This is a genomic window from Pseudomonas sp. TUM22785 (genome assembly GCF_028198105.1).
Lineage (GTDB): Bacteria > Pseudomonadota > Gammaproteobacteria > Pseudomonadales > Pseudomonadaceae > Metapseudomonas > Metapseudomonas solani.
The window spans coordinates 3,695,214-3,721,874 of sequence record NZ_CP116239.1; the positions used below are offsets into that span (position 1 = coordinate 3,695,214).

Below are 26,661 nucleotides of genomic sequence, written 5' to 3' on the forward strand. Positions count from 1 at the left end.
AATTCAGACCAAAACCCTTGCAGATTCCGAACTCAGTAAGGCTTGTCGCAGGTATTTATTTTTCATTTCCCCCTAAACAAATCCGCGAATCTCGGAATAGAGCTCCCCAGAGGCGCACACATTTACCGTGCGCGATGAATTTCGGGCCGCACTTTCGGCCCTCAAGGGGATGCAAGGACATGGTTGCAATCGTTGCCGGCAATGGACTGGGTCTGTTCAACGCATCGCTGAACTCGTTGGGTGGGGCCGCTGGCGGGGGCCTGGGCCAGGCGGGAGGGCAGGCGCTGGTCAATGCCAGCAACGGCAACCTGGTGCTGCGTTTTACCGATGAGCAGCTGTCGGCGATGGGGCTGGACCTGTTCCACACCCGCACCTACAACGCCCAGGGCGGCCTCAACGATGGCGATGCCGATGGCTGGCGCTGGGAGGGCGAGCGGCGCCTGGTGCTGAGCGGCACGCTCAATGGCGCGGGCAGCACGCTGACGCGTACCACGGGCGATGGGCACGAGACGGTGTATGCCTGGAACGGCAGCCGCTACCAGTCGAGCGAGGGTGATGGCGCGCACGATTCGGTGGTGTGGGATGCCGCGGCCAGCGAGTGGGTGTGGACGGAGGGTTCGAGCCGGGCGGTGGAGCGCTACGAGGGGGCGTCGGGGCGGCTGGTGTCGTTGACCGATCGTTCCGGGGTGGTGACCCGCTATGGCTATGACGCCAGTGGCCGGCTGAGCAGCGTGCGGGATGCGAGTTCGGGGCAGGAGCTGGTGCTGAGCTACAACGCCGCCGGCAAGTTGCAGCGTCTGGACACACGCAGCGCGACTGGTGGTGCGCTGACCCAGCAGGTGTATTACGGCTATGACGGGCTGGGCCGGCTGGTGAGCGTGAGCACGGACCTGACGCCGAGCGACAACAGCATTGCCGATGGCAAGGTCTACACCACGACCTATGGCTATGACGGGGACAGTTTCCGCGTTGCCAGCGTGAGCCAGAGCGACGGTACGACGGCGAGCTTCACCTATGTGCTGGTGGGGGGCGAGTACCGGGTGCGCACGGTGACCGATGCGTCGGGCACGATGACCTTCAGCTACGACACGGCGAACCGCCGCACCGACGTGAGCAACGGCCTGGGCCAGCTGTGGAGCTATTACTACGACGCCCAGGGGCAGATGGTGCAGGTGCAGACGCCGGCGGTGAATGGCCAGCGCCTGTCGACCTCCTACCTGTACGACGCCGAGGGCAACCTGACGCGGGTGACCGATGGCCTGGGCAATTCGGTGAGTTACCGGTACGACGCCAATGGCAACCGCATCCACGAGCGCGACACCCTCGGCAACACGGTTACGCGCCAGTACGACGGCAACAACCAGTTGCTGAGCGAGACGCGCTACAGCGTGCCGGCGACCTGGAGCGGCGCGAACGGGACCTGGACCGAGCCGCCGGCTTCGGCGGCGCAGGTGACGCGCTACATACTCGATGCCAATGGCCGGCCGCGCTACGTGGTGAGTGCCGGCGGCAGCGTCACCGGCTACGAGTACAACGCGGCGGGGCTGCTCACGCAGGAGGTCAGCTACACCGACGCGCGCTATGACCTGAGCGGCCTGGCGCCGGAGCAGATGATTGCGGGGGCGGCGTTCGACAGCTGGATCGCGGCACGCGACAAGACCCGTTCGACGCTGACCGAGCTGACCTACGACTACCGGGGCAACCTGAGCAAGCGCACGAGCTACGGCACGGTGGATGCGGCGGGGGTGGGGGTGATCGATGCCTCGACCGTGATCCTCGAGTACATCTACAGCGAGCATGGCCAGTTGCTGCAGAGCCTGGTGACGCGAGGGGCTGACCGGGCCCGCCAGAGCACCCTGAGCTCGACGGTGTACGACGGCCTGGGCCGGGCGGTCAGCCAGGTGGATGCCAGCGGTACGCGCACGATGGTGTACGACGGGGTCAACCGGCGGGTGTCGGTGACCAATGGCGCCGGACTGACGGTGACCCAGAGTTATGACACGGCGGGCCGCCTGCTCGGCCTGACGCAGACGGCGGCGGGCGAGGCGACGCGCACGACCCTGTACGTGTATGACGCAGCGGGTCGCCAGGTGATGGTGCAGGACCCCACGGCGGTGCGCAGCTACACCTTCTACGACGAGGCCGGGCGGGTCAGCGCGCGGGTCGATGGCACGGGCGCGGTGGTCGAGTACGTGTATGACGCGGCGGGCCAGCGCACCCAGGAGAAGCGCTACGCCACCCTGGTGGACACCAGCACCTGGTTCAATGGCACGACGGTGATCAAGACCCTGGTCGGCGAGATCCGCCCGGGGAACTCGGCGGCGGACCGGACGAGCACCTTCCTCTACGATGCCAGCGGCCGCTTGAGCAGCAGCACCGATGCGAAGGGCACGGTCACCACCTACAGCTACGATGGCCGTAGCCAGTTAGTCCAGGAGCAGACGGGTGAGCGGGTGACCCGTTACTTCTATGACAGCGAAGGTCGGCAGGTGGGCAGGCTGGATGCCGAAGGCTACCTGAGCGAGTCGGTGTATGACGCCGGTGGGCGTTTGATCCAGAAGATCCGCTACGGCCAGGCGACGACCGAGGCGCTGCGCGCCAACGGTACCCTGGCGCAGCTGCGCCCGGGTGCGGGCGAAAACCTGGAGAGCTGGTACTTCTACGATGCGGCGGGCCGCCAGGTCGGCAGCATCGACGAGCAGCAGTTCGTCACCGAGGTGGTGTACGACGAGGCCAGCAACCTGCAGCGCACGATCCGCTACGGCACCATCTACCACGGTGCGGCGGTGACCACGTCGACGAGCTTTGCCGATGTACGTGCCGTGGCGGCGGCCAACGGCGTGCAGCAGACCAGCACCGTGGCCTACGACGACCTGGGCCGGGTGAGCCAGCGCACCGCCACCGATGGCACCCGCACCACCTTCGAGTACGACGTGGCCGGGCGCCTGGTGCGCGAGGTACAGGCCCGCGGCACGAGCGATGAGCGCACCCTGAACAGCCGTTACAACGCCTTTGGCGAGGTGATCGGCAAGCTGCTGGGCAAGGCCTCGACGCGGATCAAGGAGGGGATGACAGAGGCCGAGGTGACGGCGATCTACGCCCAGTACGGGCTGGCCTACCGGTACGACGCGGCGGGACGGGTGGCCAGCGTCACCGACCAGGAGGGCAACCGCACGCTGTCCTACTACGACGCAGCCGGACGCCTGACCCAGGTGATCAACGCCCTGGGCGAGGTCAGCGAGACGCAGTACAACGCCTTCGGCGAGGTCAGTGAGCGCACGGACTTCAGTGCACGGCTGGCGAGCGGCGATGTGAGCGGCCTGAGCGGCGGCCTGCTGGGCACGCCGGTGAAGGCCCTGGTGCAGGCGATCCGCAATGCCGCGGTCGACAACCGCCGCACTTATGGCTACGACAAGCAGGGCCGCCTGACCAGCAGCACCGATGCCCTGGGCTACCTGACCGGCTATGGCTACAACGCCTACGGCGAGCAGACCTCGATCACCCGTACCCTGGCCAGCGGCGTCACGGTCAGCGAGAGCCTGAGCTACAACCGGCGCGGCGAGCTGATCGGCCGCATCGAGGACGTCGGCGGCCTGGCGCGCAGCACCGCCACGGCCTACGACGCCTTTGGCCGGGTGATCAGCCGCACCGACGGGCGTGGCCTGGTGAGCACCCTCAGCTACGACAGCAAGGGTCGGCGGATCGTCAGCCGCGACCCGCTGAACCAGGCGCGCATCGTCGACTACGACGCCTTCGGGCGGGTGATCCAGGAGATCGACGGGCTCAACCGCCTGACCAGTTATGCCTATGACGACAACACCCGCACCCTGACGGTGACCACCCCGGACGGGGTGAGCATCAGCACGGTGAAGGACCGCCACGGCCAGACCCTGAGCGTCACCGACGGCCTGGGCAAGACCACCCGCTACATCTACGACCGCGATGGCCGGGAGACCCGCGTCACCGACGGCCTGGAGCGCAGCACCAACCGCACCTACGACGCCGCCGGGCGGCTGCTGACGGTGACCGATGCCCTGGGCCGGGTGACCCGCTACGGCTACGACGCCGCCGGCCGGGTGGTGACCCGCACCGACGCCAACAATGGGGTGACCCGTTACGCCTTCGACGGCCAGGGCCGCCAGGTGCGGGTGACCCAGGCCGAAGGCCTGGCCGAGCAGCGCATCACCGACTACGCCTATGACCGCAAGGGCCAGACCCTGGTGGTGACCCAGGACCCCAACGGCCTGAAGCTGACCACCACCTACAGCTACGACGGCGTGGGCCGGCAGGTGCAGGTGGCACGCGGCACCGTGGCCAGCCCCAACCAGCAGGTGGTGCTCTACGTCTACGACAAGCTGGGCCGGCGCACCGCCGAGCGCCAGGACCCCAACGGCCTGAACCTCACCACCCAGTACCGCTACAACGGCAACGACCAGGTGACCCGCAAGATCGACGCGGGGGGCAACAGCACCTGGTACATCTACGACAATGCCGGCCGCCTGTGGCACACGATCGACGCCTTGGGCGGGGTGACCCGCACCGTCTACGACGCCGCCGGGCAGATCACCCGCATCCGCCGTTTTGCCACGCCGCTGGCCGCCAGCGTGCTGGCCGGTCATGGCGATGAAGTGAGCAGCGTGACCGTCGTGGCCAACGCCGCCGCCGACACCTTCACCGACTTCGTCTACGATGCCGCCGGGCGCCAGCGCTACAGCATCGATGCCCTCGGCCAGGTCACCGAGACCCGCTACGACAACGCCGGGCGGGTCACCGACAGCCTGCGCTACGACAAACCCATTCCGGTCAAGCCGCCCTACACCGAGGCGGCGGTCGCCGCCGCCCTGGCCAGCGCCGGGGCCCAGGCCCGCACCACCCACTCGGTGTACGACGCTGCCGGGCAACTGCTCAGCGTCACCGACGCCGCCGGGCGCACCGAATCCTATGGCTACGACGCCGTGGGCAACCGCACCCGCCTGACCAACAAGAACGGCGACGTCTGGACCTACACCTACGACAGGCTCAACCGCCTGACCGAGGAAATCACCCCGGCGGTGAACGTCGCCACGATCGACGCCACGGGCACCGTCAGCAGCCAGAGCCGCCTGCTGGTCACCCGCATGACCTACGACGCCCTGGGCAACGTCAGCAGCCGCACCGTCGGCCGCCTGCGCAGCAGCCTGCAGGCCGACCCGGCGCAGGACGACCTGAGCCAGGCCCGCACCACCGCCTACGGCTACGACGCCGTCGGCCACCAGGTGCGCATCACCTCCCCCGGCTGGTACAACAAGACCACCGGCGCCTACCAGGCCGCCAGCGACGGCACCGCCAACACCTTCCAGGTCACCACCGAAGTCACCTACGACGCCCTCGGCAATGCCGTGCGCAACCGCGTGCGCGTGGGCAACAGCGGCAATGCCGCCAGCGACTACGTCGACAGCTACAAGGTCTACGACGGCCTCGGCCGCCTGACTCATGACATCGACGCCCTCAAGGGCGTCACCGCCTACGCCTACGACGCCCTCGGCAACCGCACCAGCACCCGTCGCTACGCCAACGGCCTGACCGCCGCCGTACCGGCGGCCGGCTACTACCTGGCCGGCGACATCACCGCCACCAGCCTGGTGGCCAACCCCGCCCAGGACCGCACCCTGACCACCCGCTACGACGCCCTCGGGCGCAAGGTCGCGGTGCAACAGGACGCCGTCAGCCTCTACGTCTTCAACGGCAGCGTCGCCGGCGCCACCAGCCTCAGCGCCTCGCCCACCACCCTCTACAGCTACGACACCTTCGGCAACCTGGTGCGCGAGACCCAGATCGCCCGCGACGCCAATGGCACCACCGTGCTCACCGGCGCCAGCACCGTGCATTACTACGACGTGGCCGGCCAGCGCATCGGCAGCGTCGACGCCCTCGGCCACTACACGCGCATGGAATACAACGCCCTCGGCCAGCTCAGCCGCCAGGTCGAATACGCCACCGCCCTGGCCAGCTGGAGCGAAGCCGCCCTGCCGGCGGCCCCCAGCGCCAGCGCCAACGACCGCAGCACCCGCTACGCCTACGACGGCATGGGCCGGGTGACCCAGGTCACCCAGGAAAACGTGCGCTACTGGCAGCAGAGCATCAACGCCCAGACCAACGCCGTCAGCGCCAGCCTGGTCACCGGCGACCTGCTGGTCAGCCAGATCAGCTACGACGGCCTCGGCAACACCCGCACCGTCACCGACGCCGCCGGCAACGTCGCCACCACCGACTACAACGCCCTCGGCCAGGTCAGCAAGGTCACCGAACCGGCCCGCGCCACCGCCCGCGCCGGCGCCGTCGACCCCTTCGCCAGCGGCGCCGTCATCGCCTCGCCCACCACCACCTACCAGGTCAACGCCTTTGGCCAGGTGATCAGCGAAACCCGCAGCGCCGGTGCCCAGCAGGCCGGCCTCAGCCAGACCACCCGCACCCGCTTCGACGCCGCCGGCTACGAAGTGCAAAGCATCGATGCCGGCGGCTCCGCGCAGAGCTACAAGGTCGACGTCGCCGGCCGCCGCCTCGAGGAAAGCCGCCAGACCAGCGTCACCCTCAGTGCCTGGACCGTCAACGGCGCCGCCCTGACCCGCACCCAGACCATACGCCGCAGCTACAGCTACGACGCCCTCGGTCAGCAGCTCTCCACCAGCGACGCCTACACCGCTGCCGACAACACCCAGAAGAGCACCACCAACAGCGCCCTCTACAACCGCTTCGGCGAAGTCACCCAGCAGTTGCTCAACGGCAACCTGCAGACCCGCTACGCCTACGACCAGGTCGGCCGCGTCATCGAGCAGCAGAACGCCCAGGGCATCACCCGCGTCGACTACGACCTCGGCGGTCGCGCCAGCCGCAGCAACCAGATCGGCGACGCCGCCGTCAGCACCGACGACCGCATCACCTACACCCGCTACGACCTGCTCGGCCGCGCCCTCGAACAGCACCTGCCGGCCTTCGAGGCCAACCTCAACGCCGACACCCTCAACAACGTCAACCTCACCCTGGCCACCCCCATCATCCGCCAGGCCTACGACCGCTGGAACAACGTCCTCAGCCGCACCGACGCCCGCGGCTACGTCACCACCTACAGCTACGACCACAACAACAAACAGCTCAGCGAAACCCTCCCCGTCACCGACATCCTGCGCGAGAACGGCACCAGCTACCGCGCCAGCCTCATCCACGAGAAGCGCTACGACGCCCTCGGCCAGCTGATCCAGGAAGTCGACCTGGTGGGGCCCTACACCGGCATGCCCACCAGCACCGAACTGCGCATCCGCCAGCACGTCTACAACCAGGCCGGTGAACTCGTCCGCGACATCGACGCCCTCGGCTACTCGCGCACCTACCGCGTCGACGCCCACGGCAACCGCGTCGCCACCCAGGACGCCCTCGGCACCGTGCTGGTGGAAAGCTACGACGCCATGGACCGCCAGCTCACCCACGGCATCATCCGCAATGGCGCCCAGGTCATCCTGCAGACCAACCAGTACGACCAGGCCGGCCGCCTCGTCGGCGAAATCACCGGTGCCACCGCCCTCGAGGAAACCCTCACCAGCATCGCCAACGCCGACTGGAGCTCCACCACCACGGGCGTGGCCGGCACCGTGCGCTACACCCTCTTCGACGAGCGCGGCAACATCGTGCGCACCCGCAATGAATCGAAGATCGAGAAGCGCTACGAGTACAGCGAGGCCAACCGCAAGACGAAGGAAATCGACGGTCTCAACAACACGCTGACCTGGACCTATAACGAGGCGGATTTTGGGAGGTTGACGGAGAGGAAGGATCTAGCAGGGAGGCTTTTTAACTACACCTATAATTTATTTGGCCAAGTAGTTCTGGAGAAGGGAACCGATGCTTATTACACACCCACAGAGTTATTTGGAGGCTTCTACCTATCCCAAAGTAATATTTACGATTATTACTCCAACGGCACCATAAAAAGCATTGACTATCGACCAGCATTAGCTTTTGAAGGGGATTATGAATCAAGAATTTCAAAATATGAATATGACATTTCTGGAAAAATGGTCAGAGAGCTAGAAATAGGGAAAAGCATAAATAACCTGGTCTTTTATATAAACATAGACGCAGCAAGCGAAAAAAGATTTGCCTTTGACGAAGCCCAACGCCTTACAAAAGCAAGTTCCCCAAATGGGACTGCGATATCTAGCTATGGCGTTGTAAGCAACCTCGCAAAAATGGATTTGCTTCAATACTCCTACGATGAATACGGCAATCGCAGAAGATCCTATATGGACACTACGAACCAGTCAGGGAGCCGAGCAATTATCGACAGCTGGTTCAAATACGACCTTGAAGGGAGAGTGACAATTGGCGACGGCTATTTAGAAAATGGAAAAATACTAGCCGGCAAAATAAACTCAAAAGAAAAAGGATACATCAACTCCTATGACATCCTCGGAAGAATAAAGACCACCGAAAAATGGTCTCAGACAAACAGCTCAAATGAAATATACTCAAAACTCGAGCATGCTTACAACAGCTTAAATCAAATAGAAGCCACCACCAGCAGAAAGCTCACAAAAACTCTAAATGCCGATGCTCTCCAAGCCTCGCTCAGCCAGACCGAGGCCATACTAGAAAACACAAACAGCTATGACAATCAAGGAGACAAATCCAGGCAGACACTCTACACATCAGGAGTCGCATCATCAGCTACAGACTACAAATACCGCGGAGACAAAACTCAACTATCTCAATTCTCTTACAAGATAGTTAACGGTGAGCAACTGGCATCTCAAGCCAACTACTTCGCAGAAGCAGGAATGATTGATGCCGCTGGAAATCAACGAAAATATCGATATGTTGTCTACAATACCAATGGAAGCAGCATTAACCATACGGGGGAATACAGTAAAATATACTCCCTTTTCTCCAGCTACAAAGAGTCCTATACAACCGCAACATGGAGCCTCCCAGGTTCCCCTGGAATTTCAGCATACAGTTACCATGGTAATGGTGAGCTGTACTACATAGGGTATGACACCCCAAGCTATGAGTGGCGAGTTTTCTCTACAAACAGAGAAGGCCAACTTACCTCACGACAAGAACGAAATGGCTCGACGCAAAGCTATATCTATTATCAAGGCTCGTTGCTGGCCACGATCGGCAATGCCAGTTCTCCTGAAATAAACAGCGCCTTGAACCCAATATCTCCCGAATACCCCGCCCGCACCCCTAGCAACTATGTAGTAAACAGCGGCGACACTCTTGAGCGTATCGCTCAAAGTGTTTGGGGCGACTCTCGGATGTGGTACCTGATTGCAGACGCTAACGGGTTGGATCCTAGTAAACCCTTGATAGCTGGTTCCAATCTAAGCATTCCAAACGTTGTGAGCAGCACTCATAACGACGCTTCAACATTCAAACCCTATAACGCCGCCGAGATCATTGGTGACACTACTCCGAGCCCTCAACTCCCGCCACCGCCACCAAAGCCTAAGAAGAAAAAATGCAGTGGCGTAGCCAGCATCGCCATGGTGGTTGTAGCCGTGGTTGCAACTATCTATACAGCAGGAGCTGCTGCCAGTGCTTTTGCAGTTGCAGGCTCAGCCGCCTCCGCAGGAGGCGCGGCAGTTGGTGCCGGTGTGATGGTCGGCGGAACTGCCGCAACCGCAGGTTTATCCACTGGAGCCTTGATAGGTTCTGCAGCAATAGGCGCTGCAGTCGGTAGCGCGGCTTCACAGCTAGCAGGTATGGCCATGGGAGTGGTCGACAGCTTCTCCTGGAAACAAGTCGCTGTCGGCGGTTTGACCGCTGGTTTTACGGCAGGCCTGGGAACAGTGGTAAGTACGAGCCCAACCGTTGCCAATATCGCTTCATCACTCGGAAAAGCGGCTCCTGCCGTTGGTTATGCCTCTCAGGGAGCAGCCGCCTATTTGATCAGCCAAGCCTCCAGTCGAATAGTAGGCTTGGAAACTCGCTTCAGCTGGCGTGATATGGCTGCGTCGAGCTTGGGTACCATGGCAGGCGGTGCAGTTAGTGGCAGCGGCTTGGGCAGTAGCATTCTTCGGGGGCAGATAAGTGCACAAACCAGCGCCCTTGTTCGAGACAAGTGGCTTGGTGGTGATACACCTGACTATGCAAAAATTGCGCTGGATGCTTTTGGAAACTCCCTGGCTAACTACCTGGCAAGACAACTTGGCAGGGCAGATGAAGAGCGCCAAGTAACCTATGCTTCCAACCCCAAATATATCGGCATGCTGGCTTCAAATTTCAATGGTAAACCCGAAGGATATGAGCCAGCTTCGTTGACGCTAATGCCGCAACTCGTTACAGCGAGAGCCCCTGGGTTTGAAGTAGAAAATCCAAGCGACTCAATCGAGCCGATCAGTTGGATCGAAGGTATGTCCGAATTTACATGGTATGGACAGCTGGCTGCTGGGGCGACTGATTTCATTGAGTCTGTACCGCAGACCGTTGCAGGGTTGAAATCTGAAATAATAAATCAGAACAAAGATGCGCTTCTATATGGCTACAATTATGCTTCCAACGCATTATCTGGGCGTCAGGATGCTTATGATCCATCGAGCGCATTATTCAGAAGCATTGAAGAAAAAGGACTTACGGCGACAGGACTATCCATTGCAGGTGGTGTTGTACAAGGCGCAATCAGCCCTCTCAAGGCGTTTTTCAGCTATAAGCAGGACTACCGAGAAATCGGGTATAGCCTGGCTGAAATGGCGGCAGGGTATGGTGCCGGCAAAGTCATCGGTCGCTTCTCGTATACTAGGGCGACCGGCACTGCAAGCCTTCATGCAACTGAGCATCTCTGGCGCAGGAATCCAGATGGAGCAAGAACCATCACCGAAGCAGAGAATATTGCAGAGAAGCATGGGGTTGATCTGCTTGATGAGATAAGATTTGTCCCTGTTGCGGATGAGCTTTTGGACGCACTAGGCAAGGATGTATTTGCTCATTATGGTGACTTTGAATCTATACAACTGAATGCCAGGATTAGCTGGAAGGCCCAACCTGGGGCACGCTCGCTACTCGACAAAGATGGGCTAATAACTGTTCGCATCAGAGAGTCAGTACTGGAGAGTGATCGAGCCATAGTTGCAATTCTTGCGCATGAAATATATGAAATTAACGCACTTCGTTCAGTATTGGCTCAAAAAGGATCAATAACTGCCGCCGAATATAAGCGCAGTATCGAACCCGGGTACAGAGACAACCTTCACTGGAAAGCTGTGGATCACGGGGACAAATTAGTTAGGAGAATGATAGATGAAGGACACTAAAATTATCAGACTAATCGAGGAGGTACTTCGGCTTCACCGCGAGGGGTTTAGTAGCGAGGAGTCGGTCGCGACTGATCTGATCATTGTCATTGCGAGATATGGCAGCCAGGAAAATTTCGATGCACTTCCCGACTGGGCTAAGGATGAAGTGAAGAAAAAACTAGACAATTATAGGAAAACTGGAATATGGACAAGCCTCTCAAACGCGGGACTTAAAGACCTATCAAATTTTGCAGATATATTCATGAAAAAAATAAAATTATAAAATCTAGATTGCCCCGCCATCGATGCATAAGACCTCTTAATATAGGGAATCTTGAATATTAGGGTATCGAAAGAATGGTCTCAACAAGACCATAGAACGCTACCTCTCAACCCGGGCGCAGAATGGGGCGCTAGTCTTTTCAGCGCCCCCTCAGGACTCCTGATCTGCCTGCTCACAGATATCGCTAACAACCAATTGCTGATGTAGTGATGCATTGAGCGCTGGCTTCAGTAGAGCGATGCTCGTCTCTACAAGCTGACTCATCTAACTTCCCTGACTCCGGTATTTACCTCACTGACCAGGTTTGCAAGGTTAATGCCCTCCCTCCGCCATGCCTTGCACGTCATGCTCGGTCCCGTAGAGACCGAGCATTGCTATCACGCGATATCAAAGATGCTGCCCAAACAGGTCCTCTCACGTCGCATCCGCATGGCTCACCAACCCCTTGATCACCACCGCCGCCGTGGCGATGGCGGCGGGGACCACCAGCGCGGTGAGCACCTGTTCGAAGTTCCAGCCCAGGCCCAGCAGCGTGGCACCGATCCAGGCACCGAGGATGGCGCCGAAGCGGCCGATGCCGAGCATCCAGGACACGCCCGTGGCGCGGCCCTGGGTGGGGTAGAAGCGTGCGGCGAGGGATGGCATCGCCGATTGCGCGCCGTTGATGCACATGCCGGCGAGCAGCACCAGGGTCGCCAGCAGGGTGACCTGGCCCAGGCTCTGGCCGACGAAGTAGGCGAAGACGCCCGCCAGCAGGTAGAACACGCCGATGACCTTGTGCGGGTTGAATTTGTCCATCGCCCAGCCCACGCCCACGGCGCTGAGCACGCCGCCGAACTGGAACAGCGCGCCGATGAAGGCGGCCTGCTCCATGCTCGCGCCGCTGTCGCGCATCAGGGTCGGCAGCCAGCTGGTGAGCAGGTAGACGATCACCAGGCCCATGAAGTAGGTCAGCCACAGCAGCAGGGTACCGGCGCTGTAGGTGCCGGCGAAGACCACCTTGAGCACGTTGCGGCTCTGCACCGTCTTCTGTTCCGGCACGCTGAAGTCCGTGGCCACGGCCACTTCCGCCGGGGCGATGGGGGCCAGCACCTGGCGCACCTTGTCGGCACCGCGATTGCGCACCACCAGGTAGCGGGCGGATTCCGGCAGCCAGACCACCAGCACCACCGCCAGCAGCAGCGGCAGCACGCCGCCGAGCAGCAGCAGGCTGTGCCAGCCGAAGGCCGGGATCATCTTCGCGGAGACGAAGCCGCCCGAAGCCATGCCGAGGTTGAAGCCGCAGAACATGCTGGTCACCAGCAGCGACTTGAGCCGCTCCGGCGTGTATTCGGAGAGCAGCGTGGTGGCGTTGGGCATCGCCGCGCCCAGGCCCAGGCCGGTGAGCAGGCGCAGGGCGAGCAACTGGTCGATGTTGCTGCTGAAGGCCGACAGCAGGCTGAACAGGCCGAAGAGAAACACCGCCACCACCAGCACGATCTTGCGGCCGAAGCGGTCGGCCAGCGGGCCGGAGCCCAGAGCGCCGAAGACCATGCCGATCAGCGCGGCGCTCATCACCGGGCCGAGGCTGGCGCGGTCGATGCCCCACTCCTGGGTCAGGGCCGGGGCGATGAAGCCCATGGCGGCGGTGTCGAGGCCGTCGAGGAAGACGATGAGGAAGCACAGCAGCACGATCCGCCATTGGTAGCGGGAGAGCGGCTGGGCATTGATGAAGGATTGGACGTCGAGGGTACCGGCGGCCGGTAGCTGTGCAGGTCGGGTCATGTAGGAAGTTCCTGTGAAGGCGTCTTCGCGCGGCGCGGGTCGATGGGTTCGACCTCTAAGCCGGACTGCGCGAATGAGACAGGAATGAGCGTGCCCGGCAGGCGAACCCCTGCGGCGTGCGACGACGGAGCGCTTGCGCGCTGCGGGTGGCTGCTGGCCATGGCTGACTCTCATTGTTTTTATGGCGCCGCATCGTGTCGTGCGGCCCGGCAAACACTACGGAGAGGCCCGGGGCAGTTCAATTCGATAATCGACTATGCGTGCGCTTATCGAACGCTTTGCAAGCGGCGCTGCGCGTGGATGTCGGAGCGACATCCACGCCGTGTGGGAATGCCCTTACTGGAACAGCCGTGCGCTGAGTTCCTTGCTGGCCTCCAGCAGCACTGGCAGGAAGCGCGTCTCCAGTTCCTGGCGGGTGACGCGCCCGGCGTGGGTGCCGACGTTGAGGGCGGCGAGCACCTGGCCGGCGGAATCCTTCAGCGGCACCGCCACCGAGCGCAGGCCGACTTCCAGTTCCTGGTCGATGATCACCCAGCCCTGGGTGCGGATCTCCGCGACGCTCGCGCGCAGCCCCTCGGGCGTGTGCACGGTGCGGCTGGTCTTGATCTGCAGGTCGGCGTGCTCGATGTACTCCTCCAGCGCCGCGTCATCCAGCGCGGCGAGAAGGATGCGGCCCATGGAGGTGCAATAGGCCGGCAGGCGGCTGCCGACGCTGAGGTCCACCGATATCAACCGCTGCGGCGTGGCCGAGCGGGCGATGTAGAGGATCTCGTCGCCCTCCAGGGTGGCCATGGAGCAGGCCTCGTGCAGCTGCTCGCTGAGGCGGTCGAGGATCGGCTGCGCGGTGACCGCCAGGGGCGTCGACGACAGGTAGGCGTGGCCGAGGGTGAGCACCTTGGGCAGCAGCGAGTAGGTGCGCCCGTCGGTGGTCACGTAACCGAGGCTCATCAGCGTGTGCAGGCAGCGGCGCACGGCGGCGCGGGGGATCTCGGTGCGGTGGCTGATCTGGGCGATGGTCAGGTGGCGCTTGCGCTCCTGGAAGGCGTGGATCACGGCCAGGCCGCGGGCCAGGGAGGTCATGAAGTTGGGGTCGCCGGTGAAGGCTTCGATGCGCTTGGCCGGCGAGGCGATGATGGGCGGCGCCAGGGGCGGCAGGGGGACGCGTTGTTCGTCGCTCATTGTTGTTGTCCTTGGCGGTCACGGCGAGAGTCGGGCGATTATCGAAGCGGTGGGCGGTTATCGCAATTGTCGGCACGCCCTCGCAAATACGGGACTACTGGGCAGCGTCCAGCTTCACGCTGCGCAGCTGTTTCATGCGGCTCAGGGTGCGGGCGAAATCCACCGCATTGCCGCCTTCGGCCAGTTGCTCCAGCGCCACGGCGGAGAACAGCCGCAGGTGCAGCCCGCGGTCGTAGGCGATGTCGATGAAGTTGAGGAAGCGCTGGCTGACGTCCTGGGGGTGATCGCCGAGGCGGTCCAACCCGCCCACCGCCATATGCGGGAAGTGCTCGATCAGCCACAGGTAGTCGCTGGCCGAACGCGGCGTGGCGAACAGCTCGTGGAAGTCCAGCCAGGCGCGGTCGCCTTTCAGGGCATGCACCCGCAGCGGGTGGTGATTGACCTCCAGCACCTGGTTCAGCAAGGCGCCCTCCCCCAGCCCCAAGGCACGGCGGATCGACGCGCCGCCATCATCCGGCTCGGGCCAGCAGTAATCGCCCCAGGCTTCCAGCTCGGTGCTGTGCTGGCGGTAGTCCTGCCCCGCATCCAGGGAAACCACGTCGAAGCGTTTCTCGATCAGCTGGATGGCCGGGCGGAAGCGCTCACGGTACAGCGGGTTGGGGCACAGCTTGTCGGGGCTGTAGTTGGAGGTGCAGACCAGGCCCACGCCCTCCTCCACCAGCACCTTGAGCAGGCGCCCGAGCAGCATGGCGTCACCGATGTCGTGTACGTGGAATTCGTCGAAGCACAGCAGGCGCGTCTGCAGGGCGATCTCTTCGGCCACGCGCGCCAGGGGGTCGGCCTGGCCGCTGAAGGCGAGCATGCGCACCTGCAGCTCCTGCAGGAAGGCGTGGAAGTGCACCCGACGCTTGGCCTGCACCGGCGCCGCGGCGAAGAAGGCGTCCATCACGAAGCTCTTGCCACGGCCGACGCCACCCCACAGGTAGACGCCCGCCACCGGCCGGCGGAACCAGCCATGACGGGCGGCCAGGTGCTTGCCCAGCCAGTCGCCGAGGTGCTCGATGGCCGCCTGCTGCGCGCTGTCGGCACGGTAGCCCCGCGCCTCCAGTACGCCATTGAAGTGCCGCCGAACGCGGTCGAGGACCGCTTCGGCGGGCTGACCCGCCTCGTGAATCTGCGCGTTAGAAGTCAAAGAAGACCGTTTCCCCTTCCCCCTGGATGCGGATATCAAAGCGGTAAGCGAGCCTGCCGTCCACCTCGCAGCGCTTGGCGACCAGGGTTTCGCGTCGCTGCGGCTGCTCGATCAGGTCGAGCACCGGGCACCGGGCGTTGGCGTCGGCCTCGTCGTCGAAGTACAGGCGCGTCTGCAGCTGGATGTTGATGCCCCGGGCGAACAGCGCGACGTTGATGTGCGGCGCCATCGGCACCCCGGCGGCGTTGTGCACCACGCCGGGCTTGATGGTTTTCAGCGTCCATTCGCCGGCATCGAAGGTGGTGGCGGTGCGGCCGAAGCCGTTGAAGGGCTTTTCCAGGTCGAAGGCGCTGTCGTAGCGGCCTTCATGGTCGGCCTGCCAGAACTCGAGAAAAGAGTCGCGCACCAGGTGGCCGTTGCCGTCATGGACGTGACCGATGAGCAGGATGTGCTCGCCGGGGGCGCCGGGCTTGGCCATCTCGTTCCAGATTTCCTGGTCGCGGCTCGGGTTGCCGGCGGCGGCGAGCGCCAGGCCGATGTGCACGTAGGGGCCGGCGGTTTGCGACGGGGTTTCCGGCAGCAATTGAATGGGCATGCGCGCAGCTCCTCAGCGGTTTTCGAAGTGGGTCCGGCGCTGGCCGCGCAGGACGATGTCGAAGCGGTAGGCCAGGCAATCCATGGGGTTGGCGGCGTTCATGTCGAGCTTGGCGATCAGGCTCTGCACCGCCTCGGGGTTGGCGATGGATTTGACGATGGGGCACATGGGGATCAGCGGGTCACCCTCGAAATACAGCTGGGTGATCAGCCGGGTGGCGATCGACGGGCCGCTGATGGAGAAGTGGATATGCGCCGGGCGCCAGTCATTGGGGCCGTTGCGCCATGGATAGGGGCCGGGCTTGATGGTGCGGAAGCTGTAGTAGCCCTCGCTGTCGGTCAGCGCGCGGCCGACCCCGCCGAAGTTCGGATCCAGCGGCGCCAGGTAGCGGTCGTTCTTGTGGCGGTAGCGACCGCCGGCGTTGGCCTGCCACATCTCCACCAGGGTGTGGGGGATCGGCTTGCCGTACTGATCGCAGACGCGCCCGGCGACGATGATGCGCTCGCCGATGGGCAGGCCGCCGTGGTCGAAGTTGAGCAGCAGGTCGTTGTCGAAGCGCCCTAGCTTCAGGTGCGAGAAATCCGGGCCGCTGGTTTCGGAAACCGATTGCGGGATGCTCACCAGCGCCTGGCGCGGGGAACGGGGAATGGAGGTCTTGTAGTCAGGCGTCAGGGCTTTGGGGTGCCAGTTGCGGTCACGAATGACGAAGCGGCTCTGTTCCGCATCGGACATGTCGATCTCCTTCTTATTGGATTTATGGAGGCTGCGGGGCAGCAGGCTGTGGCGGAGTGTCGCGCCTCGCTGGCGGCGGCAAAACTGAAATAACGCCGCCCATCCATAACCAATCAGTTAAGGATATTGCCCTTCGCGGTACGACTGCCCCAGCTCCCGCAACACCTCCACGCACCAGTGCGCCGCCAGGGGCAGCGGCAGCGCGGCGTTGCTGCAGATACCCACCGAACCGCCCGGCTCCTGGATGCCCAGTTGCAGCTCCACCAGCTCGCCCCGGCGCAGGTCCAGCTGCACCGCGTCGGTGGGGGCGATCCAGATCGCCTCGCTGGTCTGCACGTAGCGCCGGCTCAAGGCCACGGACAGGGTTTCCAAACGCTGGCGCGGCGGGTTGATGCCGCATTGCACGAAGAAGGCATCGGCGTACTTGCGGATGGTGGTCCCGGCCAGCGGCAGCACCAGCGGGTAATCCTGCAGCCGCTCCCGTGCCGGCGGCCCCGCCAGCAGGGGGTGGCCTGGGCGCACCACCAGGGTCATCGATTCGCTGTACAGGTGCTCGAACAGCAGGCCCTGGATCTGCGGGCTGTCGGTCATGCGCCCCACCACCAGGTCCAGCTCGCCCACGTGCAGCTGCGACAGCAGGTAGGCACTGGGGCCGGTCACCACGCTGGCCACCAGGGTCGGGTGGCGTGCGTGAAGGCGGCGCACCACCTCGGGCACCAGCAAGCTCTCCACCGTGGACAGCACGCCCAGGCGCAGGGTGGCGGATTCATGCTCGCCACTGCGCAGGCTGTCCACGCCATCGCGCAGCGCCTGCACGCAGGGGCCGGCGTAACGCATGAAGGCGACGCCCGCCTCGGTAAGGGTGACGCCGCTCTTGCTGCGCGCGAACAGGCTGGCGCCGAGCAGATCCTCCAGCTCCTTGAGGGTCTTGGAAATGGCCGGCTGGCTCACCGCCAGCTTGTCCGCCGCCCGTGCCAGGGTGCCCTGGCGCGCCACTTCGAGAAAGCACACCAGGTGGCGGAACTTGATGCGGGTGTCGATATTCACGGCAGGCGCCCGGTCAGGGAAATGCCGGAAGCCTAGCCTTGATTCCGGGCCAGGCCAACAGATTTGGTTATGACCGGGGACCGAGTTCGCGTCGCGTAGGTCGGGTGAAACCCGACAACCCTGCACAAGGCATTTGTGGGTTTCACCCGCCCTACGAACGAGCCGTCGACACAGGCGAGGAATGACTCCACCCCATAAAAAAACAGGCCCGAAGGCCTGTGAATTAGGAGGGTGTCGCACTTGCTCAGTGGGCGATGCACACCGATTTCAGCTCGGTGTAGGCCTCGATGACGGTGCGGCCGAATTCACGGCCCATGCCCGATTGCTTGACGCCGCCGAACGGCATGTTGGGGTCCAGCAGCACGTGGGCGTTGACCCACACGGTGCCCGCTTCGATGCGCGGCACCAGGTTCATCGCCTTGGTCAGGTCGTTGGTCCAGAGGCTGGCGGCCAGGCCGTACTCGCTGTCGTTGGCCATGGCGATGGCGCTCTCCTCGTCGTCGAAGGGAATCACCGACAGCACCGGGCCGAACACCTCCTCGCGGGAGACGGTCATGGAGTGGTCGACATCGGCCAGCACCGTGGGGCGCACGTAGAAGCCTTCGCTGTCCACCGGCGTGCCTCCGGTGACCACCCGGGCACCCTCGCTGCGGGCCAGCTCGATATGGCGCAGCACGCCCTGCTGCTGCTTGCGCGACACCAGCGGGTTGATGGCTGCCGTGCAGTCCATGCCGGCACCGATGCTCATGCCGGACACGGCGGCGGCCAGCTTCTCGACGAACTCGTCGTAGCGCGAGCGCTGCACATAGAAGCGCGACGCCGCAGCGCAGACCTGGCCCTGGTTGAGCAGGCCGCCGAGCAGCGCGCCGCCGATGGCTTTGTCGATGTCCGCGTCGGCGAGGATGATCATCGGGTTCTTGCCGCCCAGCTCCAGGGCGAAGCGGGTCATGTTGCGCACCGCCACCGCGCCGACGCTCTTGCCCACGGCGGTGGAACCGGTGAAGGACACCTTGTTGATCAGCGGGTGCGAGGCCAGGCCGTTGCCCACGGTGGCGCCGCCCCCAGTCACCAGGTTGAACACGCCCGGCGGGATGCCCGCCTCCAGCGCCAGTTCGGCCAGGCGCAGCGCGGTGAGCGGCGTCTCGGTGGCCGGCTTGATCACCACCGTGCAGCCGCAGGCCAGCGCCGGCATCAGTTTCCAGGTGGTGATCATCAGCGGGAAGTTCCAGGGCACGATGCCGGCCACCACGCCCACCGGCTCGCGACGGGCGAAGGCGGTGAAGCGCGCGCCTTCGGGCAGCGGGATGGACACGTCCAGGGTCTGGCCCTCGATCTTGGTCGCCCAGCCGGCCATGTAGCGCATGAACTCCACCGTGGCGCTGACATCGAGCATCCGCGCCATGTTGATGGACTTGCCCTGGCTCAGGGTTTCCAGTTGCGCCAGTTCCTCGCCGTGCTCCTCCACCAGCGCGGTGAAGCGCAGCAGGATGCGTTCGCGGTCGGCCGGGCGCAGGCCCGACCAGACGCCGGCCTTGAAGGCGCGGTGGGCCGATTGCACGGCACGGTCCAGCAGCGCGTCGTCGGCTTCCGCCACATCGGCGATCACCTCGCCGGTGGCCGGGTTCAGCACCGGGGTGGAAGCGCCTTCGGGCACCACCCACTGGCCGTCGATGAAGCAGCCGTGGCGGCGTTGCAGGAAGGCCGCGACCTGCGGCAGTACGTCAACCTTGCTCATGTTCTTTCCTCGTTCATGGGAGTTCCGGGGCGCCTCAGTGCGGCTGGGCGAGGAAGCAGGCGATGGCCTGGCGATCCGTCGCGTCGGCCAGGCCGGCATAGGGCATGTAGGTGCCGGGCACCTGGGCCTGCGGCTGGGCGATGAAGGCTTGCAGGCTGTCCTGCTGCCAGGGCTGGGCGCGGGCCTTCATCGCCTGGGAATAGGCGAAGCCGGGCTGGCTGCCGGCGGCGCGGCCGATCACCCCGGCCAGGTTCGGCCCCATGCCCGGCGCGGCACCTTTGCTGGCGGCGTGGCACACCGAGCATTCGGCGGCGAAGGCATTGGCGCCCCGCTCCACCCCGGCCTGGCCGCAATCGGCGAGAACCGGCAGGGCCGGCAGCAGGAACAGCAGTGACGCGGCAGCGAGGAACGGGCGGATCTTGTTGTTAGGCAGCATGCAACGAACCTTGATGACCTGGGCCACCCGGCGGACACCGGGGCGCCCTGCGGGAAATGCCACCCTCGAAGCCCTCCCGCAAAGGGAGCGGCCACTGGGGTGGCGGTCAGTCGATTCTTACCGCTCGGCAGAGCCCGGGGTTTTTCCTGCATGCCAGACGTATTGGCAGTTCTGCCAGCGCCCGCTCCGCGAGGAACAGGGCGCCGTTAAGGGAAGGGATGCACCCCGGAGCGGCTCCGGGGCGGCGGGGTCACTTGGCGTCGACGACGCCCGTGGTGTTGCCCAGCAGGCTCTTGGTGGCCACCTGGAGGAAGGCTTCGAGGCGACGGCTCATGGTTTGTACCGCCTCCGGGTCCTCGACGCGGGTCGCGCCCTGCTCGCTGTTGAGGTGGTAGTCGTAGAGCAGCGGGTCGCCACCACGCGGCTGCACCAGGATGCGCCCGTCGGCCACCATGGCCACGGTCTGGTCGCTGCCCGAAGGCTTGATCACGCCGAAGCCCTTGTCTTCCGGCGCCAGGCTCAGCAAGTCGCGGCCCCAGCACTGGTGGCGGGTCTCGCCGCCGAGGCGGCCCATGATGGTGGGCACCACATCCACCTGGGTACCGACCACATCGGTGCGCGCGCCGAACTTCTCCTGGAGGCCGGGGGCGATCAGCAACAGCGGCACGTTGAAGCGGTACAGGTCGATGTCGGTGAGCTGCTCGGGGGTGCCGAAGCCGTGGTCGCCGACTATCACGAACAGGGTGTCCTTGTAGTACGGCGACTGCTTGGCCTTCTCGAAGAACTGCCCCAGCGCCCAGTCGGAATAGCGCATGGCGGTGAGGTGCTGGTCCAGCGAGCCGAAGCCGGTGACCGGCTCCACCGGCAGCTGCTCCGGCAAGGCGTAGGGGGTGTGGTTGGAGAGGGTCTGCAACAGCGCATAGAAGGGCTTACTGCCGTAGTTGTCCTTCAGCTCCTGGGCGGCGCGGTCGAACATGTCCTGGTCGGAAACGCCCCAGGTCGGGTCCGAGACCACCGGGTTCACGAAGTCATTGCGGCCAACGAAGTTGCGCATGCCCTGGTTGCCGAAGAAGCCCAGCTGGTTGTCCCAGCCGAAATCACCGTTGTAGACGTACAGGTCGTCGTACTGGCGGGCGCTGAGCAATTGCGGCAGGCCGGAGAACTTGTGGGTGCCCTCCTGCTGCTCCATCAGGTACTCGAAGCCCGGCAGGTTGGGGAAGCAGGCCATGGTGGCGAACATGCCCTGGTGGGTGTGGGTGCCATTGGAGAAGAAGCGGGTGAACAGCAGCCCCTCCTTGCTCAGGCGGTCGAAGTTGGGGGTGATGTCGCCCTTGCCGCCGAGGGCGCCGACGTAGTGTCCGGCCAGGCTCTCCATAAGGATGACCACCACGTTGCGCACCGGCAGGCTGCCATCGGCATTGGGCGTGAGCAGGCGGCGCACGGCGGCACTGCCCTCGTCTACCAGTTGGTCCTGCGGGGTCAGCAGCATGTCGCGGACCACATCCTGCGCCTCGCCTTCCGGCAGGCTGGCCTTCCACTGGTTGTCACGGGTTTCGGAGAAGCGCGCCTGGGCAGCGTTCATCAGCATCAGCGTGCCGTTGAGGCCGAGCTGGTTGGCGAAGGCCGAGTCGGTGGTGTTGGCGTCACCCCAGCGCAGCGGCGGGCCCTGGCGCAGGGTGCCACGGGCGGCGACCACGGCGAGTACCAGCACCAGGCCGAAGACCCCGGCACGCAGGTACCAGGGGGCGATGGCGGCGCGGCCGCTGCCCTCGCCCGCCCGCGCCTCGCCACGGGGGCGATGCACCCTGCTCAGCCACTGGAACAGCTTGAACAGCAGCCAGGTGGCGATGGCCCAGGCCAGCAGGTAGCGCACCACCGGGAAGCCGTACCAGAGCATGCTCAGTACCGTTTTCGGGTCCTGGCTCATGTACTGGAACACCAGGCTGTTCAGGCGCTGGTGGAATTCACGGTAGAAATCCAGCTCCAGCAGGCCGAAGAACAGGGTGACGCTGGCGAAGCCGGTCAGCCACACCAGGTGCAGGCGGCGCGCGGCCATGGCACCGGCGAAGGGAATGGACAGCAGCAACGGCGCCAGGGCGTAGATGGTCAGGCGCAGGTCGAAGCGGAAGCCGTTGAAGAAGGCCTCGACGAAGGTGGCGGCCGGGGTGGCGCCGATCAACTCGCGGTTGTAGACCAGCAAGGCCCCCCGCAGCAGGGTGTACATCACCAGGAACACCAGGCCACACGACAGGGTGAAGGCCAGGTGGCTGCCCAGGGTCGGGCGGTAGGCGCCCAGCGGGTTGCGGGTTCTACTCATGTATCGGAGTCCATCCAATTGGAAAGGAAATGCGAACTGCCGGGCACCCGTAACGGGATGCCGGAGAGGCGCGATGATAGTGCTTAGGTGACGCAAAGGGGAAAGGTTCAGCTGTAACCGGTTTTTCCATCACCCGTCCTTGCGCAGGACGTAGGTACGCACCATCGCCCAGCCGGGCAGGAAGTCCTGGTGCGAGAGGATCTGCAGGCCCAGTTGGCGGAACTCGTCCTCCAGCACGTCACGGCGCAACGGCGGCACGCTGGCACCCTCGCCCCGGTGGCGCCGCCAGTGCCAGGCCTCCAGGTTGCCGTCCACCGGCAGTGAGAGGATCAGCGTGTCGCGGGTCACCCGGCGCAGCTCGCGCAGGGCCATCAGGCGTTGCTCGGGGCTCAGGCGGCTCAGCGACTGCAGGCAGAGGATGCTGTCCACCGCATTCTCCGGCAGCTGGATGGCCAGCACCGAGGTCTGGAAGCCACGCACGCGCTCCACCAAGGGGCCGCTGCGGGCGGCCAGGGCACGGTCGAGCACGTCCCGCGAGGGGTCGGCGGCGAGGATGAAGCGGTTCGGGTGCTCGGCCAGCAGCGCCCAGGAGCGCCCCAGGCCGCATGGCAGGTCGAGCACCAGGTTGGGCTCGCCGGCGGCCTTGAGCGCGCGCCGGGCGATCTGCCGCTGGCGCCAGCGCCCGAACCAGGGGGCCAGGGTCATCAGGACGCCGACCTCCGGCAGGGTGCGAAGAGGTCCAGGTCGCGCTGGTATTCGCCGGTCTCGATCTGCAGCAGCCCGAGCATGGAGTGGAACAGGTTGTCCTGGCTCACCGGCTTGTCGCGCTGGCTGCCGAGGCAGGCGTTGTCCAGGCCGAAGTCCTTCTGGTAGCCCTCGGAGAACCAGGTCAGCAGGCCCACGTGCTTCTGCTCGTCCGGTGCCATGGCGTAGGGCGTGCCGTGCAGGTAGAGGTTGTATTCGCCGAGGGATTCGCCGTGATCGGAGAGGTAGATCATCGCCGTGTCGACACGGTCCTGGTTCTTGCGCAGCAGGTCGATCAGGCTCGACAGCAGGTAGTCGGTGTAGACCAGGGTGTTGTCGTAGGCATTGATGATGCTCTCCCGCGAGCAGTCGCTCAGCGTCGCGCTGCGGCACACCGGGGTGAAGCGCTCGAAGGCCGCCGGGTAGCGCTTGTAGTAGGCCGGGCCGTGGCTGCCCATCTGGTGCAGCACCAGCACGCTGTCATCCTTGAGGGTGTCGATGTAGCCCTGCAGCCCATCGAGGAGGATGGCGTCGTGGCATTCACCGCCGGCGCACAGGCTGGGGTCCTTGGCGTTGCCCATGTCCTCGAAGGCCACGCGGTCGCAGGTGCCCTTGCAGCCGGACTGGTTGTCGCGCCAGCGCACCGCCAGGCCGGCGTGCTTGAGCACGTCCAGCAGCCCTTCCTGGGATTTGGCGCGGGCGTAGCTGTAGTCGCTGCGGGGCATGTTGGAGAACATGCAGGGCACCGACACGGCGGTTTCGGTGCCGCAGGAGCGCATCTGGGTGAAGGCGGTCAGGCCCTGCTGCTTCGCCAGCAGCGGCGTGGTGTCGCGGCCGTAGCCCAGCAGCCCGAGGTTGGCGGCACGGGCGCTCTCCCCCACCACCAGCACCGTCAGGGACTTGCGCGCATGGCCCTGCCAGGCGGGCGCACGGCGGGCATCGGTACCGATGGCACGCAGGGGCTCGTCCGCCGTGGCGAAGTGGGTGCGCAGGTAGCTGAACGAAGCCCCCAGGTAGTTGCTCGGCACCACCATCAGGCGCAGCTCGTGGTGATTGCGGAACAGCGAGGCCAGTGCCTGGTAGTTGCTCAACGCGATGGCGCCCAGGGCCAGCAGGCAGGCCGCGGTCACCAGCAGCTTGCTCAGCAGCTCGCGCAGCAGCGGGCGATGGCCGATCTGCAGGTGCCACAGCAAGCCGGCCGGTAGCACACCGAACAGCAGCAGGAAACCGGCGAACTTCAGGGTCAGCAGGTCGCGCACCTCGCTGACGTTGGTCTCGGCGACGTTGCGCAGCATCTCGATGTCCACCACCACGCCGTACTGGGTCATGAAATACAACACCCCGGCGCTGCCCAGCAGCACCAGCGTCAGCAGCGGCTTGAACACCCAGCGGAAGGAAAACAGCGTCAGCACCAGGTTGAAGATCAGCACCACCAGCACGCCGAAGACCACGCGCAGCCAGGGGTCGGGCACGATCTGCGCGACATGGCGCCACAGCGGCAGGTTGTAAAAAAGCAGCAGCGCGACGCTGACCAGCAGGGTCAGGGCTTCGGGGCGCAACCGGAGGTTCTTCAGCATGGACGGGGCTCGACCGGCCCTGCAGGGGTTGCAGGAGACGGCTCGCAGCCTAGGTAGGGGGCAGTCAAGAATTCGTGAAAAAAACCTCGTGGAAACGTCGCCGCCAGCGCCCAGGGGCCGCGACGGCCAGCAGCGGCGATTGCCAGCTTTCAGGACGCGAATATAGAATGAGATCAATTCTTATCTACATCCAGGGCGGGCCGCCCTGACGGACGCAGTAGCCCATGTCGGCAGCCGATCAGCCCCTCAACCGCCAGATCCACACCCTCTACAACGACCACCACGGCTGGCTCCACGCCTGGCTCAGCCGGCGCCTGGGCAACGCCTGGGATGCGGCGGACCTGGCCCACGACACCTTCCTGCGCCTGCTGGGCCGCCAGGTCGGGCGTGATTTCGGCAGCGAACCCCGCGCCCTGCTCACCCATATCGCCAAGGGCCTGGTGATCGACCGCTGGCGGCGCCAGGACATCGAACAGGCCTACCTGGAAAGCATCGCCCACCTGCCCGAGCCCGAAGCGCCCTCCCCCGAGACCCGGCTGCTGATCCTGGAAACCCTGTGCCGCATCGAGGCGCTGCTCGCCGACATGCCCGAGAAGACCCGCCAGGCCTTCCTCCTGTCCCAGCTCGAAGGCCTGGGCTACGCCGAGATCGCCACGCGCCTGGGCGTGTCCCTGGCCAGCGTCAAGCGCTACATGCGCGACGCCTTCCTCGCCTGCCTGAGCGCAGCCTGATGAACCGCATCGACCCGCAGATCCTCGGCGAGGCCGCCGACTGGCTGGTGCACCTGCACTCTGGCAGTGCCACCGAGGACGACCACCGCGCCATCCAACTGTGGCGCAGCCGCAGCCCGCAACATGCCCAGGCCTGGGCCCGCGCCGAAAGCATCCTCGGTGATTTCCGCAATCTGCCCGGCAGCCTGGCGCTACAGACCCTGGACAACGCCAAGCGCAAGGGCATCGGGCGCCGCCAGGCCATCGCCCGCCTGGGCATGCTGCTGCTCGCCGCGCCGGTCGCCTGGGCGGCCTGGCGCCAACTGCCCTGGCAGGACTGGAGCGCCGATCTGCGCACCGCCACCGGTGAACAGAAGGACCTGCACCTGCCCGATGGCACCCGCCTGCAACTCAATACCGCCAGTGCCCTGGACGTCGCCTTCGACGCCACCCGCCGGCGCCTGCGCCTGTTCAGCGGCGAGGTGCTGATCACCACCGCCAAGGACCCGTCCCCCACGCCGCGGCCGTTCCTGGTGGAAACGCCCCAGGGCATCGCCCAGGCGCTGGGCACCCGCTTCAGCCTGCGCCTCGACGGCGAGCGTTGCCGGGTCGCGGTGATGGAAGGCGCCGTGCGCATCAGCAACAGCGGGCGCAGCGACTCGCAGGTGATCGAGGCGGGCCGACAAGCCGCCTTCGACCGCGACCGCGTGCTGCCGAGCACCGCGCTGGACCCGGCCGCCACCGCCTGGGAGACCGGCATGTTGCTGGCCCAGGACATGCGCCTGGCCGACCTGGTGGATGAACTCGGCCGCTATCGCCCCGGCGTGCTGCGCTGCCACCCGCACATTGCCGATATCCGCGTCTCCGGTGCCTTCCCGCTGCGCGACACCGATGCCAGCCTGCGCCTGCTGCAAGACACCCTGCCAATCGCCCTCAGCAGCCTGACCCGCTATTGGGTGACGCTGGAGCCGGCGACGCCCGCCTGACCCCACCGCCACCCGGCGGTAATCCCCCGGACGCAACGCCCTGCGACAGGACCGCAGGCCGCTTCACCTCACGGATCGAAACCCCAGGGAAACG

General features: G+C 64.7%; 15 protein-coding genes. 4 read left to right on the forward strand and 11 right to left on the reverse strand.

Annotated elements, in window-relative coordinates; translation table 11 throughout:
* Nucleotides 1–179: 179 nt before the first annotated feature.
* Complete coding sequence (locus PI990_RS16715; protein ID WP_271657789.1) at nt 180–11,288, forward strand: LysM peptidoglycan-binding domain-containing protein; 11,109 nt, start codon at nt 180–182, stop codon at nt 11,286–11,288.
* The gene (locus PI990_RS16720; RefSeq protein ID WP_271657790.1) at nt 11,275–11,553 is read left to right on the forward strand and encodes a hypothetical protein; all 279 of its coding nucleotides are present in this window, start codon (nt 11,275–11,277) and stop codon (nt 11,551–11,553) included. Before PI990_RS16715 ends, PI990_RS16720 begins: the two co-directional genes overlap by 14 nt.
* A 414-nt stretch (nt 11,554–11,967) precedes the next feature.
* Here the strand turns inward: PI990_RS16720 and PI990_RS16725 are convergent, their stop codons facing one another.
* The 11 genes from PI990_RS16725 to PI990_RS16775 all read right to left on the reverse strand — a co-directional run bounded on the left by PI990_RS16725 (nt 11,968) and on the right by PI990_RS16775 (nt 24,871).
* A complete protein-coding gene (locus tag PI990_RS16725) occupies nt 11,968–13,317 on the reverse strand; it encodes an MFS transporter (protein ID WP_271657791.1) in 1,350 nt (449 codons plus the stop codon).
* Nucleotides 13,318–13,653: 336 nt separating this feature from the next.
* Nucleotides 13,654–14,496, reverse strand: a complete 843-nt coding sequence (locus PI990_RS16730; RefSeq protein WP_021220998.1) for an IclR family transcriptional regulator domain-containing protein — start codon at nt 14,494–14,496, stop codon at nt 13,654–13,656.
* Between the two features lie 94 nt (nt 14,497–14,590).
* The gene (gene zapE, locus PI990_RS16735; protein WP_271657792.1) at nt 14,591–15,688 is read right to left on the reverse strand and encodes a cell division protein ZapE; all 1,098 of its coding nucleotides are present in this window, start codon (nt 15,686–15,688) and stop codon (nt 14,591–14,593) included.
* Nucleotides 15,678–16,283, reverse strand: coding sequence for a protocatechuate 3,4-dioxygenase subunit alpha (gene pcaG / locus PI990_RS16740; protein WP_271657793.1), 606 nt, complete (start codon nt 16,281–16,283; stop codon nt 15,678–15,680). The genes zapE and pcaG overlap by 11 nt, the downstream gene beginning before the upstream one ends.
* Nucleotides 16,284–16,295: 12 nt before the next feature.
* Nucleotides 16,296–17,015: a protocatechuate 3,4-dioxygenase subunit beta gene (gene pcaH / locus PI990_RS16745; RefSeq protein ID WP_271657794.1), complete on the reverse strand. Its 720-nt coding sequence runs from the start codon at nt 17,013–17,015 to the stop codon at nt 16,296–16,298.
* Between the two features lie 117 nt (nt 17,016–17,132).
* The gene (gene pcaQ / locus PI990_RS16750) at nt 17,133–18,062 is read right to left on the reverse strand and encodes a pca operon transcription factor PcaQ (protein ID WP_021221002.1); all 930 of its coding nucleotides are present in this window, start codon (nt 18,060–18,062) and stop codon (nt 17,133–17,135) included.
* A gap of 244 nt (nt 18,063–18,306) precedes the next feature.
* Nucleotides 18,307–19,797, reverse strand: coding sequence for an aldehyde dehydrogenase family protein (locus tag PI990_RS16755; protein ID WP_271657795.1), 1,491 nt, complete (start codon nt 19,795–19,797; stop codon nt 18,307–18,309).
* Nucleotides 19,798–19,831: 34 nt separating this feature from the next.
* Nucleotides 19,832–20,233, reverse strand: coding sequence for a c-type cytochrome (locus tag PI990_RS16760; protein ID WP_271657796.1), 402 nt, complete (start codon nt 20,231–20,233; stop codon nt 19,832–19,834).
* A gap of 250 nt (nt 20,234–20,483) precedes the next feature.
* On the reverse strand, nt 20,484–22,550 hold the full coding sequence (locus PI990_RS16765) for an LTA synthase family protein (RefSeq protein WP_271657797.1): 2,067 nt from the start codon (nt 22,548–22,550) through the stop codon (nt 20,484–20,486).
* A 129-nt stretch (nt 22,551–22,679) separates the two neighbouring features.
* Nucleotides 22,680–23,255 (reverse strand): class I SAM-dependent methyltransferase, encoded by a 576-nt coding sequence (locus PI990_RS16770; RefSeq protein ID WP_271657798.1) that lies wholly within the window; start codon nt 23,253–23,255, stop codon nt 22,680–22,682.
* A complete protein-coding gene (locus tag PI990_RS16775) occupies nt 23,255–24,871 on the reverse strand; it encodes a phosphoethanolamine transferase (RefSeq protein WP_271657799.1) in 1,617 nt (538 codons plus the stop codon). The genes PI990_RS16770 and PI990_RS16775 overlap by 1 nt, the downstream gene beginning before the upstream one ends.
* A gap of 224 nt (nt 24,872–25,095) precedes the next feature.
* Here PI990_RS16775 and PI990_RS16780 point away from each other — a divergent pair, with 224 nt between their 5' ends.
* Together PI990_RS16780 and PI990_RS16785 are read left to right on the forward strand one after the other, a co-directional pair.
* Nucleotides 25,096–25,602: a sigma-70 family RNA polymerase sigma factor gene (locus tag PI990_RS16780; protein WP_271657800.1), complete on the forward strand. Its 507-nt coding sequence runs from the start codon at nt 25,096–25,098 to the stop codon at nt 25,600–25,602.
* Complete coding sequence (locus PI990_RS16785; RefSeq protein WP_442969282.1) at nt 25,602–26,567, forward strand: FecR domain-containing protein; 966 nt, start codon at nt 25,602–25,604, stop codon at nt 26,565–26,567. Before PI990_RS16780 ends, PI990_RS16785 begins: the two co-directional genes overlap by 1 nt.
* The last annotated feature ends 94 nt before the right edge of the window (nt 26,568–26,661 follow it).